This is a genomic window from Microbacterium sp. ARD32 (genome assembly GCF_031844385.1).
Lineage (GTDB): Bacteria > Actinomycetota > Actinomycetes > Actinomycetales > Microbacteriaceae > Microbacterium.
The window spans coordinates 1,482,036-1,500,260 of sequence record NZ_JAUZVD010000001.1 but is presented as its reverse complement, the minus strand read 5'-3'; the positions used below and the strand labels follow the sequence as shown (position 1 = coordinate 1,500,260).

Below are 18,225 nucleotides of genomic sequence, written 5' to 3'. Positions count from 1 at the left end.
GTGCGGGCTCAGCCGGCCGGCAGCCGGCTGAGCCACCGCTCGGCCTCACGCGGGTGGGCGAAGCGCACGATGGTCAGGTGCGGGAAGCGGGCCTCGTACTGCGGCATCCGCTCCCGCCACACGTTCAGCGTCTTCTGCTGCCAGCGCAGCACGTTCTCCTCGGGCGCGGTCTTCGTGGCCAGATGCCAGAGGTTCGGCTCGCGATTGCCGTTCCAGAGCTCGCGACGCAGGATGCTGCGGCCGAGGGTCCGGCGCCACAGGCGTCCGCGCACGATCCGGTCGGGGTAGTCCAGCCACACGCACAGCTGGGCCCGTGGCGGCAGCACGTCATCGGTGCCCTTCGCTCTGTACTGCCACTCACTGACCCAGCGCTCCGTCGCGGCGAAGGCGCGCACGTCATCGAGGAACGACGGACGCGGCGTCCATCCGGCGCCGTGATGGAGTGCGTCCAGTTCGTGGCGCGGCAGCTGCAGAGCATCCGCGACCCGCTGCGCGAACGTGGTCTTGCCCGACCCGGACACCCCCGCGATCAGCACCCGATGCGGGCGGAACGGGAGCGGATCGGCGGCGGTGAGCACCTCAGAAGATTACCGGCACGGAATACGAGCGCGTTCCATCCCGTTGCACCGTGCTGTGAGCGAACCCATCTCCATCGACATCTGGTCCGACATCGCCTGCCCGTGGTGCTACATCGGCAAGCGCAACCTGGAGAAGGGGCTCGCCGCCACCGCGGATGACGACGACGCCCCGCAGGTGAGCATCACCTTCCACTCCTTCGAGCTGTCTCCCGACACGCCCGTCGACTTCGACGGCGACGAGCTGGACTTCCTCGCCGGGCACAAGGGCATGGCGCGCGAGCAGGTGGAGCAGATGCTCTCGCACGTCACGAACGTCGCCGCGGGCGCCGGGCTGCAGTACCGCTTCGATCTGCTGCAGCACACGAACACGGTCAAGGCGCACGAGCTGCTGCACCTCGCGAAGGCGCATGGCGTGCAGCACCAGATGGAGGAGCGGCTCATGTCGGCCTACTTCACCGAGGGCAGGCACGTCGGCCGCATCGACGACCTCGTCGCCCTCGCCCAGGAGGTCGGACTGGATGCCGGCGAGACCCGCACCGCGCTGGAGTCGGCCCAGTACCTGGAAGCGGTCCGCGCCGACCAGGCGCAGGCGCGCAGCTACGGGATCAACGGGGTGCCGTTCTTCGTGATCGACGGCCAGTACGGCGTCAGCGGCGCCCAGCCGCCGGAGGCGTTCGAGAACGTCATCCGCGACATCTGGGCGCAGCGGAGTGCGGCGACGAGCTGACCGACTTCAACGGCCGGCGGCCGTGAGGGCGCTCTCGATCGCCGACACGATCTCGGGGGAGTCCGGCTGCTGCTTCGGCCGGAACCGCTGCACCGAGCCGTCGGCGGCGACCAGGAACTTCTCGAAGTTCCACTCCACCCGGCCGGCCTTGCCTGCGGCATCCGTCGTCTGCGTGAGAGCCTTGTACAGGTCGTGCGCGTTGCGACCGTTCACCTTGAGCTTCTGATTCACCGGGAAGGTGACCCCGTAGGTGGTGGAGCAGAACGCCAGGATCTGCTCCATGGAGCCGGGCTCCTGCCCCATGAACTGGTTGCACGGGAAGCCCAGCACCGTCAGCCCGCGGTCGCCGTACTCCCGCTGCAGGCGCTCGAGCTGCTCGTACTGCGGGGTGTTCCCGCACTTGGAGGCCACGTTGACCACCAGCAGCACCGGGGAGCCGTAGTCATCGAGGGTCCTCTCGGTGCCCTCGGCGTCGGTGAAGGGGATCTGGCGGAGCGCGGTCTCGGTCATATCCACAGCCTAATTCCGCCGCGCCCGCGCGGGGCCCGTGTCTGGGAGAATGGAGGGGACATGACTCTCGCGACCGCCACCTCTCCCGCCCTCCGCATCGGACCGATCGACCTCGACGTGCCCGTCGTGCTCGCGCCCATGGCGGGGATCACCAACACCGCGTTCCGGCGGCTGTGCCGCGAGTACGGGGCCGGTCTGTACGTGAGCGAGATGATCACCTCGCGCGCGCTGGTGGAGCGCAACGCCATCACGATGCGGCTCATCCAGCATCACGAGAGCGAGACGACCCGGTCCATCCAGCTCTACGGCGTGGATCCGGGCACGATCGCCGAGGCCGTCCGCATCATCGTCGCGGAGGACCGCGCCGACCACATCGACCTGAACTTCGGATGCCCGGTGCCCAAGGTCACGCGCAAGGGCGGGGGAGCGGCGCTCCCCTGGAAGACGAAGCTCTTCGCAGACATCGTCGTTCGCGCAGTGAAGGCCGCAGGCGACGTGCCGCTCACGGTCAAGATGCGCAAGGGCATCGACAAGGACCACCTCACCTTCCTGGACGCGGGTCGCGCGGCGGAGGATGCCGGGGCGGCGGCGGTCGCGCTGCACGCGCGCACGGCGTCCGAGTACTACTCCGGCCACTCCGACTGGAGCGCGATCGGCGAGCTGAAGCAGGCGGTCACCAGCATCCCCGTGCTCGGCAACGGCGACATCTGGTCGGCGGACGACGCCGTGCGGATGATGGCGGAGACCGGTGCGGACGGGGTCGTCGTCGGGCGCGGATGCCTGGGGCGGCCGTGGCTGTTCGGCGAGCTCTCGGATGCTCTGGGCCCGGCCGGCGCGACTGCCGCGCCGAAGGTCGACGCCACGCTGCAGTTCGTCGCCCAGGCGTTCCGCCGCCACGCGGAGCTGCTGGTGGAGTTCTTCGAGGACGAGGATCGCGGATGCAAGGACATCCGCAAGCACGTCGCCTGGTACTTCAAGGGCTACCCGGTCGGCGGCGAATTGCGCGCGGCTCTGGCGAAGGCATCCACCCTGCAGGAGATCGACGACCTGCTCGGCACGATCGGCGACGCGCCCTACCCCGGCGCAGGCGCCGAGGGGCAGCGCGGGCGCGCCGGTTCCCCGAAGCGCACCGTGCTGCCGGAGGGCTGGCTGGACTCCCGGGAGATCGATCAGGATGTCAGTGTGATGATGCGCGGAGCGGAGACCGAGAACAGTGGCGGCTGACCCGGGATACAGCGCGGCCGACGCGGAGCGCTTCTTCGCCGAGACCCATCGCTCCGAGCGCAACGACTTCTCCCGCGACCGCGCCCGCGTGCTGCACTCCGCGGCCCTGCGGCGCCTGGCCGCGAAGACGCAGGTGCTCAGCCCGGCATCCACGGCCGACTTCGCCCGCAACCGGCTCACCCACTCGCTCGAGGTCGCGCAGGTGGGCCGTGAGCTGGCCACGGCGCTGGGCGTCTCGGAGGACGTGGTCGACACGGCCTGCCTGAGCCATGATCTCGGGCATCCGCCGTTCGGTCACAACGGTGAGCGGGCCCTGAACGACTGGGCGGCGGACATCGGCGGCTTCGAGGGGAACGCGCAGTCCCTGCGCATCCTCACCCGCCTCGAGGCGAAGGTGCTCGACGACCGAGATCACTCCGTCGGCCTGAACCTCACCCGGGCCAGCCTCGATGCCACCTGCAAGTACCCGTGGACCATCGACAACCCCCTGCCGGATCCGGGCGGCCGGCTGAAGTTCGGAGTGTATCCGGAGGACGAGCCGGTGTTCCGCTGGATGCGCGAGGGCGCGCCGGGTCGGCTGCGCTGCATCGAGGCCGAGATCATGGACCTCAGCGACGACATCGGGTACTCGGTGCACGACTTCGAGGACGCGATCGTGAACGGCTACCTCGACGTCGCGCAGCTCTCCGATCCGCTCGAGCATCACCCGCTGGTCGGACGCATCCAGCAGTGGGTGGGCTACGACTACACCCGGGAGGAGCTGGCGGATGCGCTGTACCGCCTCACCCGGCAGCCGATGTGGCTGAAGACGTTCGACCGCTCACGCCGGGATCTCGCCCGGCTGAAGAACCTCACCAGCGACCTGATCGGGCGCTTCGCCCGGGCAGCCGTCGCGGCCACCCGCGAGGCGCATCCCGGGCCGTCTCTGGCGCGCTACAGCGGGCACGTGGTGGTGCCGCGCATCGTGGAGACCGAGATCGCCGTGCTGAAGGGCATCATGGGGCAGTCGATCGTGACGATCGACGCGCGCAAGGGCGTGTACAAGGAGCAGCGCAAGGTGCTGACGCGGCTGGCGGATGCGCTGTGGTCCACGGATGCGCTGTGGTCGGCCGGCGCCGATGTGCTGGAGCCGGCCTTCGCGGCCGACTTCGCGGCGGCGTCGACGGATGCCGACCGCGCCCGCGTCGTGGTGGACCAGGTGGCGAGTCTGACCGACCAGACCGCAGTGGACTGGCACAACCGTCTGGTCGGCGAGATCGACCCGGCCGAGGTCGGCATCTGGACGCCGCGTCATGCGCGGCCGGGCGCCCGCCGGCATCCGGTCCCGCGGGCCTCGGTCGAGAGGGTGCACTGATGCCGCGCATCCTGCAGGCCGACGTCGAAGAGGTGAAGTCCCGCACCAACATCGCCGACATCGTGGGAGAGCGCGTGGCGCTGAAGTCGGCCGGTGTCGGCTCGATGAAGGGCCTGTGTCCGTTCCACGACGAGAAGAGCCCCAGCTTCCACGTGCGCCCTCAGGTGGGCTTCTACCACTGCTTCGGCTGCGGCGCCTCCGGCGACGTCTACTCGTTCCTACGCGAGATGGACCACGTCAGCTTCACCGAGGCCGTCGAGCGGCTCGCGGGCCGGATCGGCTACGCGCTGCACTACGAGGACGGCGGCGCCGCCCCGGAGACCAGCGGCCGCAGCCGCCTGTACGCGGCGAACACGGCGGCCGCCGAGTACTTCCGCGGGCAGCTGCTGAGCCCCGAGGCCGAGAGCGCCAGGCGGTTCCTGGGCGAGCGCGGCTTCGATGCGGGAGCTGCGGCGCACTTCGGCGTCGGATACGCCCCGCGCGGCTGGGACAATCTGCTCAAGGCGCTGAGCGCGCAGGGCTTCTCCCGGGACGAGCTCACCAACGCGGGGCTGGTCTCCACAGGCCAGCGCGGCGTGTACGACAGGTTCCGCGGTCGGGTGATCTGGCCCATCCGCGACGTGACCGGTCAGACCATCGGCTTCGGCGCCCGCAGGCTGTACGACGACGATCAGGGTCCGAAGTACCTGAACACCCCCGAGACGCCGCTCTACAAGAAGACGCAGGTGCTGTACGGTCTCGATCTCGCCAAGCGCGACATCGCCCGCGGCGATCCGCGACGGGTCGTGGTCGTGGAGGGCTACACCGACGTGATGGCCTGCCATCTGGCCGGGGTGACCACGGCGATCGCCACCTGCGGCACCGCGTTCGCAGCCGAGCACATCAAGGTGCTGCGGCGGGTGATGGGCGACGACTCGGCATCTGGCGAGGTGGTGTTCACCTTCGACGGCGACGAGGCCGGGCAGAAGGCCGCGCTGCGCGCGTTCTCGGAGGACTCCCGCTTCAACGCCCAGACCTTCGTCGCGGTCGCGCCCGACGGGCTCGACCCGTGCGATCTGCGGCTGCAGCGCGGCGATGCGGCGGTGCGCGGGCTGATGGATGCCAAGGTGCCGATGTTCGAGTTCGCCATCGACCGCAAGCTGGCCGGCTACGACCTGGCCACCGTGGAGGGGCAGGTCGGCGCTCTCCGCGCCGCAGCGCCGATCGTCGCCGAGATCCGCGACGAGCTGCTGCGCCCGGGCTACGAGCGCGTCCTGGCGCGACGATTGGGCATGGACCCGACCGACGTGCGGCAGCAGGTGCAGCGCGCCGCGCGCGGCGCGGCGGCGGCCGACCGCGAGCCGCGGCGTGCCGCATCCGCTTCGCCGGCGTCCGGTGGGCCGGCCGCCCCGGATGCCGAGCAGATCATCCGCGTGCGCCTGGCGGACCTGCCGCGCACCGCCGACGTCGCGCTCGAACGCGACGCGCTCATGGGCGTGCTGCAGTACGGGCACTCGATCGAGCCGGAGCTGCTCGCACGCGCGCTGACCGAGCACTTCCGGCATCCCGGCCTCGACGCCGTGCGCGAGTCGATCGCCGGCGTGGCCGACCGCACCCGCGTCGGCTGGGCGGCGGCGGCCGCGGATGCCGTACGCGAACCGTACCGGAGCCTGGCGGGGGAGCTGCTGATGATGCCGTTCCCGGCGAAGGACGAGGAGCGCGCGCTGGTCTCGGCCACGGACCTGTGCCGCCGGCTGATCCTGCGTTCGATCGACCACGAGAAGAACGAGCTGCTCGGTGCCGTGCAGCGTGTGCCGGCCGACTCCGACGGCGGGCGCGCCCTGCGGATGAGGCTGCGCGATCTCGACCAGGAGAGGCAGCGTTTCGTCGAGTCGTGAGCCTGTGCGCGACTTGAGCGGGCAGGATGGATGCATGCCCGCCAGCGACGTCGCCATCGAATGCTCCGACCTCGTCATCGACCGGATCGGCCACGGCGGCGTCACGCGCGCCGTCGACGGCGTCACGTTCACGCTGCGCTCCGGCGAGCTGATCTGCGTGGGCGGTGCGACCGGGGCGGGGAAGTCCACTCTGGTGACCGCCCTGGCCGGTCACGCGGATGCGTCACTGAAGGCCGCCGGCGGACGCGCGCAGGTGTGCGGCATCGACATCCGCCGCCTCGGCCGCAGGAGACGGATGCTGACGGCGCTGAGCGGCTACATCCCGCAGGCAGCCGGTGCGAATCTGCCACCCCGGCTGACCATCGGAGAGGCGATCTCCGAGCCGATCACGTCGCGTGAGAAGAAGGTCAACAGCAGGGCGCTCGCGATCCGGGTGGCGTCGCTGCTGGACGAGCTGCACCTGCCCCTGGGGGCAGCCGCGAAGTTCCCGTACGAGCTCAGTGCGGGGATGCGCCAGCGCGCAGCGATCGCGCGGGCGTTCATCCTGGAGCCGCACGTGCTGATCGCGGATGAACCGCTGGCCAACCTCGACGTGGAGGTGCGGCCCGTGGTGTTCGAGGCGATCACGCGCCGCCGCCGGGAGCAGTCGATGGCGGCGCTGCTGGTCACCAACGATGCCGCCTTCATCCGCGAGCTGGAGGCCGAGGCGCTCATCCTCCGTCGCGGCCACGTCGTGGCCAGGGGCATCGGAAGGGACCTGCTCTGGTCGCCCAATTCAGAGGCGGATGCCGCGCGCTGATCGCGCCACGCCCGGGGTGCGGCGCATGTTCGGGAGTGCACGCGGAGTTTGCTAAGCTGGACGAGTTGCCCGCTCGGCGGGCGGCATGATCCTCGGTAGCTCAATTGGCAGAGCAGCCGGCTGTTAACCGGCAGGTTCTTGGTTCGAGTCCAAGCCGGGGAGCCAAAGACTGAAACCCCGCCCGCGTGGCGGGGTTTCGTCGTCTGCGATCCTCTGCGATCAGAGGAGTTCGGCGCGCAGCTGCGCCGCCGACTTGGGGGAGAGCAGGCCGGGCGCCACGTCGAACGGCGTCCTCGCCCCGTGCTGACCGGCGGAGGACAGGCGGGCGGCGGCACGTGCGTACGCCACGAGGACGCTGGCGGTGAACTCGGGGTTGGAATCCAGTGCGAGCCGGAACTCGACCGTCTGCGTGCTGACTTCCGAGGTGGTGCCGGTGCGGATCACGAAGCCGCCGTGCGGGGCGCCGGCGTGGTCCCGGGCCAACTCCTCCGCGGAGATGAAGTGCACCGTGGTGTCGTACGGCTCGAAGTAGTCCGGCATCGAGACGATCGCCTCACGCACGGCCTCCGCGTCTGCGCCGTCCTCGAGCACCACGAAGCACTCGCGGGTGTGCTTGTCGCGCGTGCCCAGGGGCGGGTGCGCACCGGAGCGCACCTGCGCGATGGCCTTTTCGGAGGGCAGCGTGTACTGCACTCCTGCGGCGACGCCCGGCACCCGGCGGACGGCGTCGGAATGGCCCTGGCTGAGTCCGCGTCCCCAGAAGGTGTGCGTCTCGCCCTGCGGCAGGATCGCCTCGCCGTACAGCCGCTGCAGCGAGAACAGGCCCGGGTCCCAACCAGTGGAGATGATCGCCGTCGTCCCCGCGGCCCGGGCGGCGGCGTCCACGGCGGCGAAGTGCTCGGGGATGCGCGCGTGCGTGTCGAAGCTGTCGACGATGCTGAAGGCGGCCGCCAGCTGCGGGCTCTGCCGCGGCAGGTCGCTCTTGGAGCCGCCGCACAGCACGAGCACGTCGATCTCGTCCCGCAGCTGCGACAGGTCGTCGACGGAGCGCACATCGGTGTCCGCGGACAGGGGTGCGACGGTGGCGGGATCGCGTCGCGAGAAGACGCCGACGAGGCGCATGTCGGGGGCCAGCGTCAGTGCGCGCTCGACGCCGCGGCCGAGGTTGCCGTAGCCGACGATGCCGACGCGGATCGCCGGGCTGTCATCCGTGGCCATAGCGGTCATCCCTCCAGATCGTCGACGCCGGGCATCCAGCTCGCCCCGCCGCGCGACCAGCCGCGCTTGCGGGCGATCTTCTGCACCGTCTTCGCGTCGCCGTCCGAGAGGCGGTCGACGTACAGGATGCCGTTCAGGTGATCGAACTCGTGCTGCATGATGCGGGCGCGCCAGCCCTCGACGTCGATCCGCACCGGTGCGCCCTCCAGGTCGGTGCCGGTCACGCGCACGCGGTCGGAGCGACGCAGGGCGAAGCGCTCACCGGGGAAGGACAGGCATCCCTCCGACTCCTCCTCCTGGTCGGGCGCCCCCGGCTCGGACGGCGTCATCCACAGTTCGGGGTTGATGATCTCACCGCGCCACGGCCGGTCGTCGTCGTCGACGTACGTGTACACGTAGATGCGCAGGGGCACGCCCACCTGCGGAGCCGCGAGGCCGACACCCGGCGCGGCGTCCATCGTGTCGTACATGTCGGCGACCAGCGTGCGGATCTCGTCGGTGATCTCGCCCACCGCGGCAGCGGGAGCATGCAGGACGGGATCGCCCATGATGCGGATCGGAAGAACAGCCACGCCACAACACTACTGTGCGGCCGACGGCGGATAAGGTGAGACAGTGCAACATGGGGTGGAGTTCGCGGCCGACGTGAGTGATCAGCTGATCGGCGTGTTCCAGAACCCCGCCCTGCTCCTCGGCATCCCGCTGGCCCTCGCCGGCGCTGTCTTCATGTCGCTCGGTGCGCAGTACCAGCACCGCGGCGTGGAGAAGGTCGAGAAGCTCACCGGTGTCGAGGGGGCGACCGGACTCAGCAGCTCCCAGCTGAAGGGACTGCTGGCCCGACCGTCGTGGATCATCGGCACGCTCATGCTCGGTCTGGCCGTGCTCTGCCAGCTCAGCGCCATGGCGATCGCACCGCTGATCGTGGTGCAGCCGCTGGGGGCGGTGGCGCTGGTGGTGACCACGCTGCTGAACGCGCGCGTGTCCGGGCACACGCCCACCAGGAAGTCACTGATCGCCATCGCCAGCTGCCTGGGCGGCATCTTCCTGTTCGTCACGCTCGCGGCGTTCTACGCGGTCGAGCGTGAGATCAGCAACGAGAACCTGTTCACGATCCTGGCGATCCTGCTGGTCGTCATCATCGTGCTGGGCGCCTGCTGGCTGATCCTGCGGCGCCGGATGCGCGCCCTGTTCTACGTGACCGGAGCGGGCATCCTCTACGGCTTCGTCGCGACCCTCGCGAAGGCCGTCATCAGCCGCATCCAGAACGGCAACTTCGAGTGGCTCACCGTCGTGTGCGTCATCGCGCTGCTGGCCGCCGCCGCGGTGGGCGCCTACTTCGTGCAGACGGCGTACAGCTCGGGCCCGCCCGACCTGGTGATCGCGGGTCTCACGGTGATCGACCCGATCGTGGCCGTGCTGATCGGCGCGCTCGTGCTGCGCGAGGCCTCCGCGGCGCCGCTGCTCGTGCTGATCCTGTTCGGCGTGGCCGGGGCGATCGCCGTGTTCGGAGTCTTCGGGCTCGCCAGGTATCACCCGCAGGTGCTCAGCGAGAGCCAGGAGCTCGGGATGCAGCGGGGCAGCGGCGGCCCTTCGACGGGCTCAGGGACGCAGACGGACGACGGGCCTGCTCAGTAGTCGCGGTCGATCAGCTCCGGCGCGACCTCGGCCGCGGCGGCCTCATCCACGAAGAACACCGTGCGCCGGCGTCCCTTCGCGCCGGCGGCGGGCACGCTCGCGTAGCTCGCGCCGGCGAGCGCCAGGCCGAGAGCGGATGCCTTCTCGGCGCCCGTGAGCACCAGCCAGACCCGCTTCGAGGCGTTCAGCACGGGACGGGTCAGCGTGACGCGCTCCGGCGGAGGCTTGGGGGAGTCGCGCACCGGCAGCACCGCGGCATCCGTAACCGTCACCTCGGCGCGATCCGGGAAGAGCGAGGCGATGTGCCCGTCAGGGCCCACGCCCAGGAAGCACACGGCGAACGACGGCCACGGATCGCCGTGCTTGCCGAAGCGGGCGAGCTCGGCGGCGTACGACGCCGCGGCCTCGTCCAGTGTCACGCCGTCCGAGGGCGCCGCGACCTCGTGGATGTTCTCGGCAGGAACGGGCAGGGCATCCAGCAGCGCGCTGCGCGACTGCAGCGAGTTGCGGTCCGGCGCGTCGCGCTCGACGAAGCGCTCATCCCCCCACCAGAAGTGCACCAGCGACCAGTCGATCTCGGACACCCGCTCGTCGGATGCCGCCGCCGTCAGCACAGCGCCGCCCATCGAGCCGCCGGTCAGGCAGATGTGCGCGATGCGGCCGTTGCGAGTGCGAGCGATGATGCGGGTCAGGAACCGGTCCGCCACGCGGGCGGCCAGGCTCTGCGGCGTCGCCTCGACGACGACCGTCTTGACGGAACCCTGCACCGTGCTCGCCATGCGCTCACGCTCCCTTGTCCGCGGGGCCCAGCCTCTCCCAGCCCTCGGTGATGACCCGACCGTACAGCAGATCGGCGTCCAGGCGCCGCAGCTCCTCGGCCAGGCACTCGCGCAGCGTGCGACGGGGCAGGTGCAGCTCGTGGTCCGGCTGGCCCGGCTGGGTGAGCACGGCCGCGCCCGGAGCGGGGCGCTCGAGCAGGATGTCGCCGCTGGAGCGCGTGAGGCGCACCGACTTGATGCCCTCCTGCCAGTGATCGGGCTCCTCGTACGACCAGCTGACCGGAACGTCCAGCGCCATCCTCAGCCAGGCGGCCAGCAGCGCCGTGGAGGGCGACGCCGCCGCGCCGCGCACCTCGACGGCGGTGACCGGCTCGTACGGCGGCTGATCGAGCACTGCCGCCAGCTGCTCGCGCCAGTGGGTCAGGCGAGTCCACGCCAGGTCGGTGTCGCCCGGGGCGTGGGTGCGGCCCAGGAGGGCGAGCCGATCGCGGACGTCCGGCGAGGTGGCGGCATCCGTGATGCGGCGCTGCGCGATGCGACCGAGCGGGGAGTTCGCGGCATCCGTCGGCGCCTCCTCCGGCCACCACGCGACCACCGGAGCATCCGGCAGCAGCAGGCCGGTGACCAGGCTCTCCGCATTGCTGGCGGCATCGCCGAAGGCGCGCAGCACGACGACCTCGCTGGCTCCTGCGTCGCCGCCGACGCGGATCTGCGCGTCCAGGTGCGCCTCGCCGTCGCCGGTGATCAGCACGATCACGCGCATCGGGTGCTCGCGGGAGGCGTCGTTCGCCGCGTCGATTGCCGGCTCGGCCACCCCGTTGCGAGCGATGATGAGCAGGGTCAGCACGCGCCCGAGGGCGACGGCGCCGCCCTCTTCGCGCACCTTGACCAGCTGCTTGGCGACCTTGCTGACCGTGGTGTCGGGAAGATCGATGATCACGGGCGTCTCCAGACTCGTCCGTCGCGGGCCAGAAGGGCGTCGGCGGATGCCGGGCCCCAGGATCCGGGCGCGTACTGCTCCAGTGGGGTGTGCAGCGACGCCCAGTACTGCTCCACGGGGTCGAGGATCTTCCAGGAGAGCTCGACCTCCTCGTGGCGCGGGAACAGCGGCGGATCGCCCAGCAGCACGTCCAGGATCAGCCGCTCGTAGGCCTCCGGGCTCGCTTCGGTGAACGCGTGCCCGTAGCCGAAGTCCATCGTCACGTCGCGCACGTTCGCACCGCTGCCGGGCACCTTCGAGCCGAACCGGATGGTCACGCCCTCGTCGGGCTGCACCCGGATGACCAGCGCGTTCTGGCCCAGTTCCGCCGTCTGCGCGCGACCGAACAGGTGCTCCGGCGCGCGCTTGAACACGACGGCGATCTCGGTGACGCGACGACCCAGGCGCTTGCCGGTGCGCAGGTAGAACGGCACGCCCGCCCAGCGGCGGGTGTCGATCTCCAGCTTGATGGCTGCGTAGGTCTCGGTGGACGACTGCGGGGCCATGCCGTCCTCCTCGAGGAAGCCGTTGACCTTCTCACCGCCCTGCCAGCCGCCGGCGTACTGTCCGCGCGCGGTGGCCAGCGAGATGTCGTCGGGCAGGCGCACCGCCTCGAGCACCTTCTCCTTCTCGGCACGCAGGTGATCCGCCGACATGCTGATCGGCTCCTCCATCGCGGTGAGCGCGAGCAGCTGCAGCAGGTGATTCTGGATGACGTCGCGCGCGGCGCCGATGCCGTCGTAGTAGCCGGCGCGGCCGCCGACGCCGATGTCCTCGGCCATCGTGATCTGCACGTGGTCGACGTAGTTGCGGTTCCACAGCGGCTCGTACAGCTCGTTGGCGAAGCGCAGAGCCAGGATGTTCTGCACCGTCTCCTTGCCGAGATAGTGGTCGATGCGGAAGATCGAGTCCGCCGGGAACGCGGCCTCCAGCGCGCGGTTCAGGGCGCGCGCCGTCTCCAGGTCGCTGCCGAACGGCTTCTCGATCACCACGCGGCGCCAGTGCGTGTCATCCGCGTGCTGCTCGCCGACCAGGCCCGACTCGCGCAGCTGTTTGGCCACCTCGGGGAAGGCCTTGGGCGGGATCGACAGGTAGTAGGCGTGGTTGCCCATCGTGCCGCGCTCCACGTCGAGCTTCTCGACGGTCTCGCGCAGCCGGCGGAACGCCTCCGGGTCGTCGAAGGTGCCCTGCACGAAGCGGATGCCCTGCAGCAGCTGCTCCCAGGTCTCCTCGCGGAACTCGGTGCGGGCGTGCTGCTTGACGGCGTCGTAGACGACCTGCGCGAAGTCCTGGTCCTCCCAGTCGCGGCGGGCGAAGCCGACCAGCGCGAAGCCGGGCGGCAGCAGGCCGCGGTTGGCGAGATCGTACACGGCGGGCATGAGCTTCTTGCGCGACAGGTCGCCTGTCACGCCGAAGATCACCAGAGCGCTGGGACCTGCGATGCGGTTGAGGCGACGATCATCGGGATCGCGGAGCGGATTGCTTCCGCGTGAGATGGTAACGGTCATCGGTGAGGGATATCTCCAGATCGGGGATCACTGAGTGGCGGTGAAGAGAGTGAGCACGTCGTCGGCGGCATCCGTGACGGTCAGCGACACGACGGGCCGCCCGAGCGAGGTGAGCACCGCGGCATCGCCTGCCGCCTGGGCCTCGATCAGCTGCCCGAAGGTGAAGGGCCGGCCGGGGATCTCCAGGTCGACGTCGGTGCGCTCGAGAATCTGCAGGAACACGCCCTGCTGCGGGCCGCCCTTGTGATACTGACCGGTCGAGTGCAGGAAGCGCGGGCCCCAGCCGAAGGTGGCCGGGCGTCCGGAATCGGCCGCGGCGAGTTCGCGGAGGCCCTGCAGCTGACCGAGCTCCAGACGGTTGACGTACGCCTGAATGGCGACGTAGCCGTCCGGCGGCAGCGCGGCCCAGAGCGCGTCGAGAACCGTCTCGATGCTCGCCGAGATCGCCAGCGCGGGATCGCTGACGCGCACCTCGACGCCGTCCTGCACGAACGTCGGTGCGCTCGGCTGCGGCCGGGACTCGAGAAGGCCGCGCGTGGCAGCCTTGGCGGACTCCACGTCCGGCTGGTCGAACGGGTTGATGCCCAGCAGGCGCCCGGCGACCGCCGTGGCGTGCTCCCACAGCAGGAAGAGCGCGCCCAGACTGCCGCTGACGAGGATCTCGCCGGGATGACGCTCGCGGAGGCCGAACTCGTCGGCATCCTCCACCAGCCGCACGATCCGCAGGTCGCGGGGCCGGGTCTCGAGCTCGGGGGAGACGGGCAGCAGCACGACGGGAAGGATGCCCGTGCCGTTCTTGCCGGTGGATTCGGCCAGGAGCTGCTCGATCCAGTCGGGCAGACCGGCCACGTGGGTGCCGTCGGCGACGAGGCCGAGCTTGTCGCGGCGGCCCGCATCGCCCGGCTCGGCGCCGGCGATGGCGGCGCCCAGACGCAGAGCGGGGTTCTCCGGGGAGTCGATGGCGAACTCCAGCAGCGAGGCCTCGGCCTCATCGAGCAGCTCGGCGACATCGGCGCCGGCGAGCCCGGCGGGCACGAGGCCAAAGGCGGTCAGCGCCGAGTAGCGCCCGCCCACGTTCGGATCGGCGTGGAACACCCGGTAGCCGGCATCCGCCGCCGTCGCGTCCAGAGCCGACCCCGGGTCGGTGACGACCACGATGTGCTCGGCCGGGGCGAGCCCGAGGTCCTCGAACGCGGCCTCGAACGCGCGCCGGTGCGAATCCGTCTCGACGGTCGTGCCCGACTTCGATGAGACGACCAGGACGGTGCGCGCCAGATCGCCGTCCAGTGCCGCGAGCACCTGTGCGGGCGCCGTGGAGTCCAGCACGACCAGCGGCACGCCGGCCGTGGCCGCGATCACCTCGGCGGCGAGGGAGGAGCCGCCCATGCCGGCCAGGACAACGCGGTCGATGCCCTGCGACGCGAGCTGCTCCCGCAGCGCCACGATCTCGTCGACGAGCGGGCGGGAAACCGACACCGCATCCACCCAGCCCAGCCGCACCGCGGCCTCGGACTCGGCCTCGGCGCCCCACAGCGTGGGATCGCCGGCGGTGACACGCGACGCGACCAGGTCCGCCACGAGCTCGGGGACGAGAGCGTCCACCGCGGCCCGGGCGGCCTGCGTCACGTGCACCGACACGGTCATCGTGCGGCCTCGAGGCCCTTCTCGACCTGCGCGAGCAGGTCGTGCCAGGAGTCGATGAACTTGGCGACTCCCTCGTCCTCGAGCACCTGGGTGACATCGTCGAAGTCGACGCCGACGGACTTCAGACCCTCGAACACCTGACGCGCCTGGTCGTAGCCGTCGGTGATGGTGTCGCCGGTGACGACGCCGTGGTCGAAGGTCGCCTCGAGCGTCTTCTCGGGCATGGTGTTGACCACGCCCTGTGCCACCAGGCCGGTCACGTACAGCGTGTCGGGCAGGGCCGGGTCCTTGACGCCGGTGGATGCCCACAGCGGACGCTGCAGCGTGGCACCCGCGTCGAGCAGCGCCTTGGCGCGGTCGCCGGCGAAGGTCTTCTCGTACAGCTCGTACGCCAGTCGCGCATTCGCCAGGCCCGCCTTGCTGCGCAGCGCGGCGGCTTCGTCGGTGCCGATCGCGGCCAGGCGCTTGTCGGTCTCGGTGTCCACGCGGGAGACGAAGAACGACGCCACCGAGTGGATCTTGGACAGGTCGATGCCGGCGGCCTGGGCCGTCTCGAGCCCCGAGAGGTACGCGTCGATGACCTCGGCGTAGCGCTCCAGGCTGAAGATCAGCGTGACGTTGACGCTGATGCCCGCGCCGATGGCCGCGGTGATCGCGGGCAGACCGGCCTTGGTCGCGGGGATCTTCACGAGCAGGTTCTCGCGGTCCACGCGCTCCCACAGGTCCTTGGCCTGGGCGATCGTGCCCTCGGTGTCGTGCGCGAGGTCCGGGGAGACCTCGATCGACACCCGGCCGTCGACGCGGTCGGTGGCGTCGTAGACGGGGCGGAACACGTCCAGGGCGTCGCGGACGTCCTGGGTGGTGGCGGCGAACACGGCATCCGCGGCGGATGCGCCGGACGCGGCCAGCTGGCCGACCTGCTCGTCGTACGACGTGTCGTCCGGGTTGGTCATCGAGTTCGCGAAGATCGTCGGGTTGGTCGTGACGCCCACGACGTCGCGCGTGTCGATCAGCTGCTTCAGGTTGCCGGACTGGATGCGGGTGCGCGACAGGTCGTCGAGCCAGATGCTGACGCCGGCGGCCGAGAGGTCTTCGGTGGGGGTGCTCATGCGTTCTCCTCTGAGTTGGTCTTGCAGTCGTTCACTCGGCGGCGATCGACTCGCGGGCCGCCGCGACGACGGCCTCGGCGGTGATGCCGAACTTCTGGAACAGGGTCTTGTAGTCGGCGGAGGCGCCGAAGTGGTCGATGCCGACCGAGCGTCCGCGGTCGCCCACGATGCCCCGCCAGGTGAGCACGGAGCCCGCCTCGACCGAGACGCGGGCGGTGACGGATGCCGGCAGCACCGACTCGCGGTACTCCTCGTCCTGCTCGGCGAACCACTCCAGCGACGGCGCGGAGACCACGCGGGCGTTCACGCCCTCTGCCGCGAGCGTCTCGCGCGCGGCGACGGCGAGCTGCACCTCGGAGCCGGTGCCGATGAGGATCACGTCGGGGGTGCCGCCGGGCGCCTCGGCGAGGACGTAGGCGCCCTTCGCGGTGTTCGACGCGGACGCGAGCACGTCGCCGGATGCCGCGCCCTCGCCCCGCTCGAACACCGGCACGTTCTGCCGGGTCAGCGCGATGCCCACCGGACCGCCGTGGCGGCGCAGGATCTCCAGCCACGCGGCGGCCGTCTCGTTGCCGTCCGCGGGGCGCACCACCGTGAAGTTCGGGATGGCGCGGAGCGAGGCCAGCTGCTCGATCGGCTGGTGGGTGGGGCCGTCCTCGCCGAGCGCGATGGAGTCGTGCGTCCACACGAACGTGCTCGGGATGTCCATCAGCGCCGCCAGCCGCACGGCGGGGCGCATGTAGTCGCTGAAGATCAGGAACGTGCCGCCGTAGGCGCGGGTCGGGCCGTGCAGCGTGATGCCGTTGAGGATCGCGCCCATCGCGTGCTCGCGGATGCCGAAGTGCAGCACGCGCCCGTAGCGGTCGCCCTTCCAGTCGTGCGTGGAGCGCTCGGCGGGGATGAACGACGCGGCGCCGGAGATCGTGGTGTTGTTGGAGCCGGCCAGATCGGCGGATCCGCCCCACAGCTCGGGCAGCTCGGCGGCCAGTGCGTTCAGCACCTTTCCGGAGGCCGCGCGGGTCGACGTCTCGGTGCCCGCCTCGAAGACGGGCAGCGCCTTCTCGATGCCCTCCGGCAGAGCGTGCTGCTCGAGGCGGTCCAGCAGCGCCTTGCGCTCGGGGTTGGCGGACGCCCACTCGTCGAACGACTGCTGCCACGCCTTGCGCGCCTCTGCGGCGCGGGCGCCCAGTTCGCGGGTATGCGCGAGCACGGCATCCTCGACCACGAACGACTGCTCGGAGTCGAAGCCGAGCACCTTCTTCGTGGCGGCGACCTCGTCGGCGCCCAGCGCGTTGCCGTGCACCTTCTCGGTGCCCGACATGTTCGGGGCCGGCCAGCCGATGATGGTCTTCAGGATGATCAGCGACGGCTTGCCCGTCTCGGCCTTGGCCTGCTCGATCGCATCGTCGAGCTCCTGCACGTCCTCGACGTACTGGCCGGTGCGACGCCAGTCGACCTCGAGCACCTGCCAGCCGTAGGCCTCGTAGCGCTGGCGCACGTCCTCGGTGAACGCCACGTCGGTGTCGCCCTCGATGGAGATCTCGTTGGAGTCGTAGAACGCGATCAGGTTGCCGAGCTCCTGGTGGCCCGCCAGCGAGGACGCCTCGCTCGTGACGCCCTCCTGCAGGTCGCCGTCGCCGGCGATCACGTACACGAAGTGATCGAACGGGCTCGTGCCGGCAGCGGCATCCGGGTCGAACAGACCGCGCTCGTAGCGGGCCGCGTACGCGAAGCCGACCGACGAGGCCAGCCCCTGCCCGAGCGGACCGGTGGTGATCTCGATGCCGCGGGTGTGGTGGTACTCCGGGTGACCGGGGGTCAGCGACCCCCAGGTGCGCAGCGCCTCGAGGTCGCTCAGCTCCAGACCGAAGCCGCCCAGGTAGAGCTGGATGTACTGCGTGAGAGAGGAGTGTCCCACCGAGAGGATGAAGCGGTCGCGGCCCAGCCAGTCCACATCAGCCGGGTCGTGGCGCATCACGCGCTGGTAGAGCAGATAGGCGAGCGGAGCCAGGCTCATCGCCGTGCCCGGGTGGCCGTTGCCGACCTTCTGCACGGCATCGGCCGCCAGCACTCGTGCGGTGTCCACCGCTCGGCGGTCGATGTCGTCCCACTGAAGCTCTGCCACGGTCATACTCCTTCTGACACATTCGGAGGCGCCCGTATTCCTGATCCTGCGCGCTCCGCATCGTCACGGAGAAGAGATTGCACAGCGCAAGGGGCGCGCGAGTGGTTTCAGCATACTCGTGCGTCCGCACCCTCCCCAGGTGCATTTCACGCGTCTCCG

Annotated in this window: 16 protein-coding genes and 1 tRNA gene; 7 read left to right on the top strand and 10 right to left on the bottom strand. The window is 70.6% G+C overall.

The window, feature by feature from the left end; all coding sequences use genetic code 11:
• Positions 1 to 8: 8 nt before the first annotated feature.
• Positions 9 to 578, bottom strand: a complete 570-nt coding sequence (locus Q9R19_RS07120) for an AAA family ATPase (protein WP_311255615.1) — start codon at positions 576 to 578, stop codon at positions 9 to 11.
• Positions 579 to 633: 55 nt separating this feature from the next.
• On the opposite strand from Q9R19_RS07120, the gene Q9R19_RS07115 reads away from it, so the two are divergent.
• Positions 634 to 1,305 carry a DsbA family oxidoreductase gene (locus Q9R19_RS07115; protein WP_311255614.1) on the top strand — a complete coding sequence of 224 codons (672 nt, stop codon included), beginning with the start codon at positions 634 to 636 and terminating at the stop codon, positions 1,303 to 1,305.
• Between the two features lie 6 nt (positions 1,306 to 1,311).
• Here the strand turns inward: Q9R19_RS07115 and Q9R19_RS07110 are convergent, their stop codons facing one another.
• Positions 1,312 to 1,815: a glutathione peroxidase gene (locus Q9R19_RS07110; RefSeq protein ID WP_311255613.1), complete on the bottom strand. Its 504-nt coding sequence runs from the start codon at positions 1,813 to 1,815 to the stop codon at positions 1,312 to 1,314.
• A 60-nt stretch (positions 1,816 to 1,875) separates the two neighbouring features.
• Between Q9R19_RS07110 and dusB the strand changes: the two genes are divergently transcribed.
• The 5 genes from dusB (at position 1,876) to Q9R19_RS07085 (ending at position 7,234) form a co-directional block, all read left to right on the top strand.
• Positions 1,876 to 3,039: a tRNA dihydrouridine synthase DusB gene (gene dusB, locus Q9R19_RS07105; protein WP_311255612.1), complete on the top strand. Its 1,164-nt coding sequence runs from the start codon at positions 1,876 to 1,878 to the stop codon at positions 3,037 to 3,039.
• Positions 3,029 to 4,393, top strand: a complete 1,365-nt coding sequence (locus Q9R19_RS07100) for a deoxyguanosinetriphosphate triphosphohydrolase (RefSeq protein ID WP_311255611.1) — start codon at positions 3,029 to 3,031, stop codon at positions 4,391 to 4,393. The genes dusB and Q9R19_RS07100 overlap by 11 nt, the downstream gene beginning before the upstream one ends.
• Positions 4,393 to 6,270, top strand: a complete 1,878-nt coding sequence (dnaG, locus tag Q9R19_RS07095; protein WP_311255610.1) for a DNA primase — start codon at positions 4,393 to 4,395, stop codon at positions 6,268 to 6,270. The genes Q9R19_RS07100 and dnaG overlap by 1 nt, the downstream gene beginning before the upstream one ends.
• A gap of 34 nt (positions 6,271 to 6,304) precedes the next feature.
• A complete protein-coding gene (locus tag Q9R19_RS07090) occupies positions 6,305 to 7,069 on the top strand; it encodes an ATP-binding cassette domain-containing protein (RefSeq protein WP_311255609.1) in 765 nt (254 codons plus the stop codon).
• A gap of 89 nt (positions 7,070 to 7,158) precedes the next feature.
• Positions 7,159 to 7,234, top strand: a tRNA-Asn gene (locus tag Q9R19_RS07085).
• Between the two features lie 54 nt (positions 7,235 to 7,288).
• Here Q9R19_RS07085 and Q9R19_RS07080 read toward each other — a convergent pair.
• Together Q9R19_RS07080 and def are read right to left on the bottom strand one after the other, a co-directional pair.
• A complete protein-coding gene (locus Q9R19_RS07080) occupies positions 7,289 to 8,287 on the bottom strand; it encodes a diaminopimelate dehydrogenase (protein WP_311255608.1) in 999 nt (332 codons plus the stop codon).
• 5 nt (positions 8,288 to 8,292) lie between these two features.
• Positions 8,293 to 8,859 (bottom strand): peptide deformylase, encoded by a 567-nt coding sequence (gene def / locus Q9R19_RS07075; RefSeq protein ID WP_311255607.1) that lies wholly within the window; start codon positions 8,857 to 8,859, stop codon positions 8,293 to 8,295.
• A gap of 43 nt (positions 8,860 to 8,902) precedes the next feature.
• On the opposite strand from def, the gene Q9R19_RS07070 reads away from it, so the two are divergent.
• Positions 8,903 to 9,922 (top strand): DMT family transporter, encoded by a 1,020-nt coding sequence (locus Q9R19_RS07070; protein ID WP_311255606.1) that lies wholly within the window; start codon positions 8,903 to 8,905, stop codon positions 9,920 to 9,922.
• Here the strand turns inward: Q9R19_RS07070 and pgl are convergent.
• The 6 genes from pgl to tkt are packed head-to-tail and all read right to left on the bottom strand — an operon-like array spanning position 9,916 to position 18,066.
• Positions 9,916 to 10,701 carry a 6-phosphogluconolactonase gene (pgl, locus tag Q9R19_RS07065; RefSeq protein WP_311255605.1) on the bottom strand — a complete coding sequence of 262 codons (786 nt, stop codon included), beginning with the start codon at positions 10,699 to 10,701 and terminating at the stop codon, positions 9,916 to 9,918. The genes Q9R19_RS07070 and pgl overlap by 7 nt on opposite strands.
• Before the next feature lie 4 nt (positions 10,702 to 10,705).
• Positions 10,706 to 11,641, bottom strand: coding sequence for a glucose-6-phosphate dehydrogenase assembly protein OpcA (locus tag Q9R19_RS07060; protein WP_311255604.1), 936 nt, complete (start codon positions 11,639 to 11,641; stop codon positions 10,706 to 10,708).
• The gene (zwf, locus tag Q9R19_RS07055; protein ID WP_311255603.1) at positions 11,638 to 13,188 is read right to left on the bottom strand and encodes a glucose-6-phosphate dehydrogenase; all 1,551 of its coding nucleotides are present in this window, start codon (positions 13,186 to 13,188) and stop codon (positions 11,638 to 11,640) included. Before zwf ends, Q9R19_RS07060 begins: the two co-directional genes overlap by 4 nt.
• Positions 13,189 to 13,215: 27 nt before the next feature.
• The gene (locus Q9R19_RS07050; RefSeq protein WP_311255602.1) at positions 13,216 to 14,832 is read right to left on the bottom strand and encodes a glucose-6-phosphate isomerase; all 1,617 of its coding nucleotides are present in this window, start codon (positions 14,830 to 14,832) and stop codon (positions 13,216 to 13,218) included.
• On the bottom strand, positions 14,829 to 15,941 hold the full coding sequence (tal, locus tag Q9R19_RS07045) for a transaldolase (RefSeq protein WP_311255601.1): 1,113 nt from the start codon (positions 15,939 to 15,941) through the stop codon (positions 14,829 to 14,831). Before tal ends, Q9R19_RS07050 begins: the two co-directional genes overlap by 4 nt.
• A gap of 31 nt (positions 15,942 to 15,972) precedes the next feature.
• The gene (tkt, locus tag Q9R19_RS07040) at positions 15,973 to 18,066 is read right to left on the bottom strand and encodes a transketolase (RefSeq protein ID WP_311255600.1); all 2,094 of its coding nucleotides are present in this window, start codon (positions 18,064 to 18,066) and stop codon (positions 15,973 to 15,975) included.
• Positions 18,067 to 18,225: the final 159 nt, after the last annotated feature.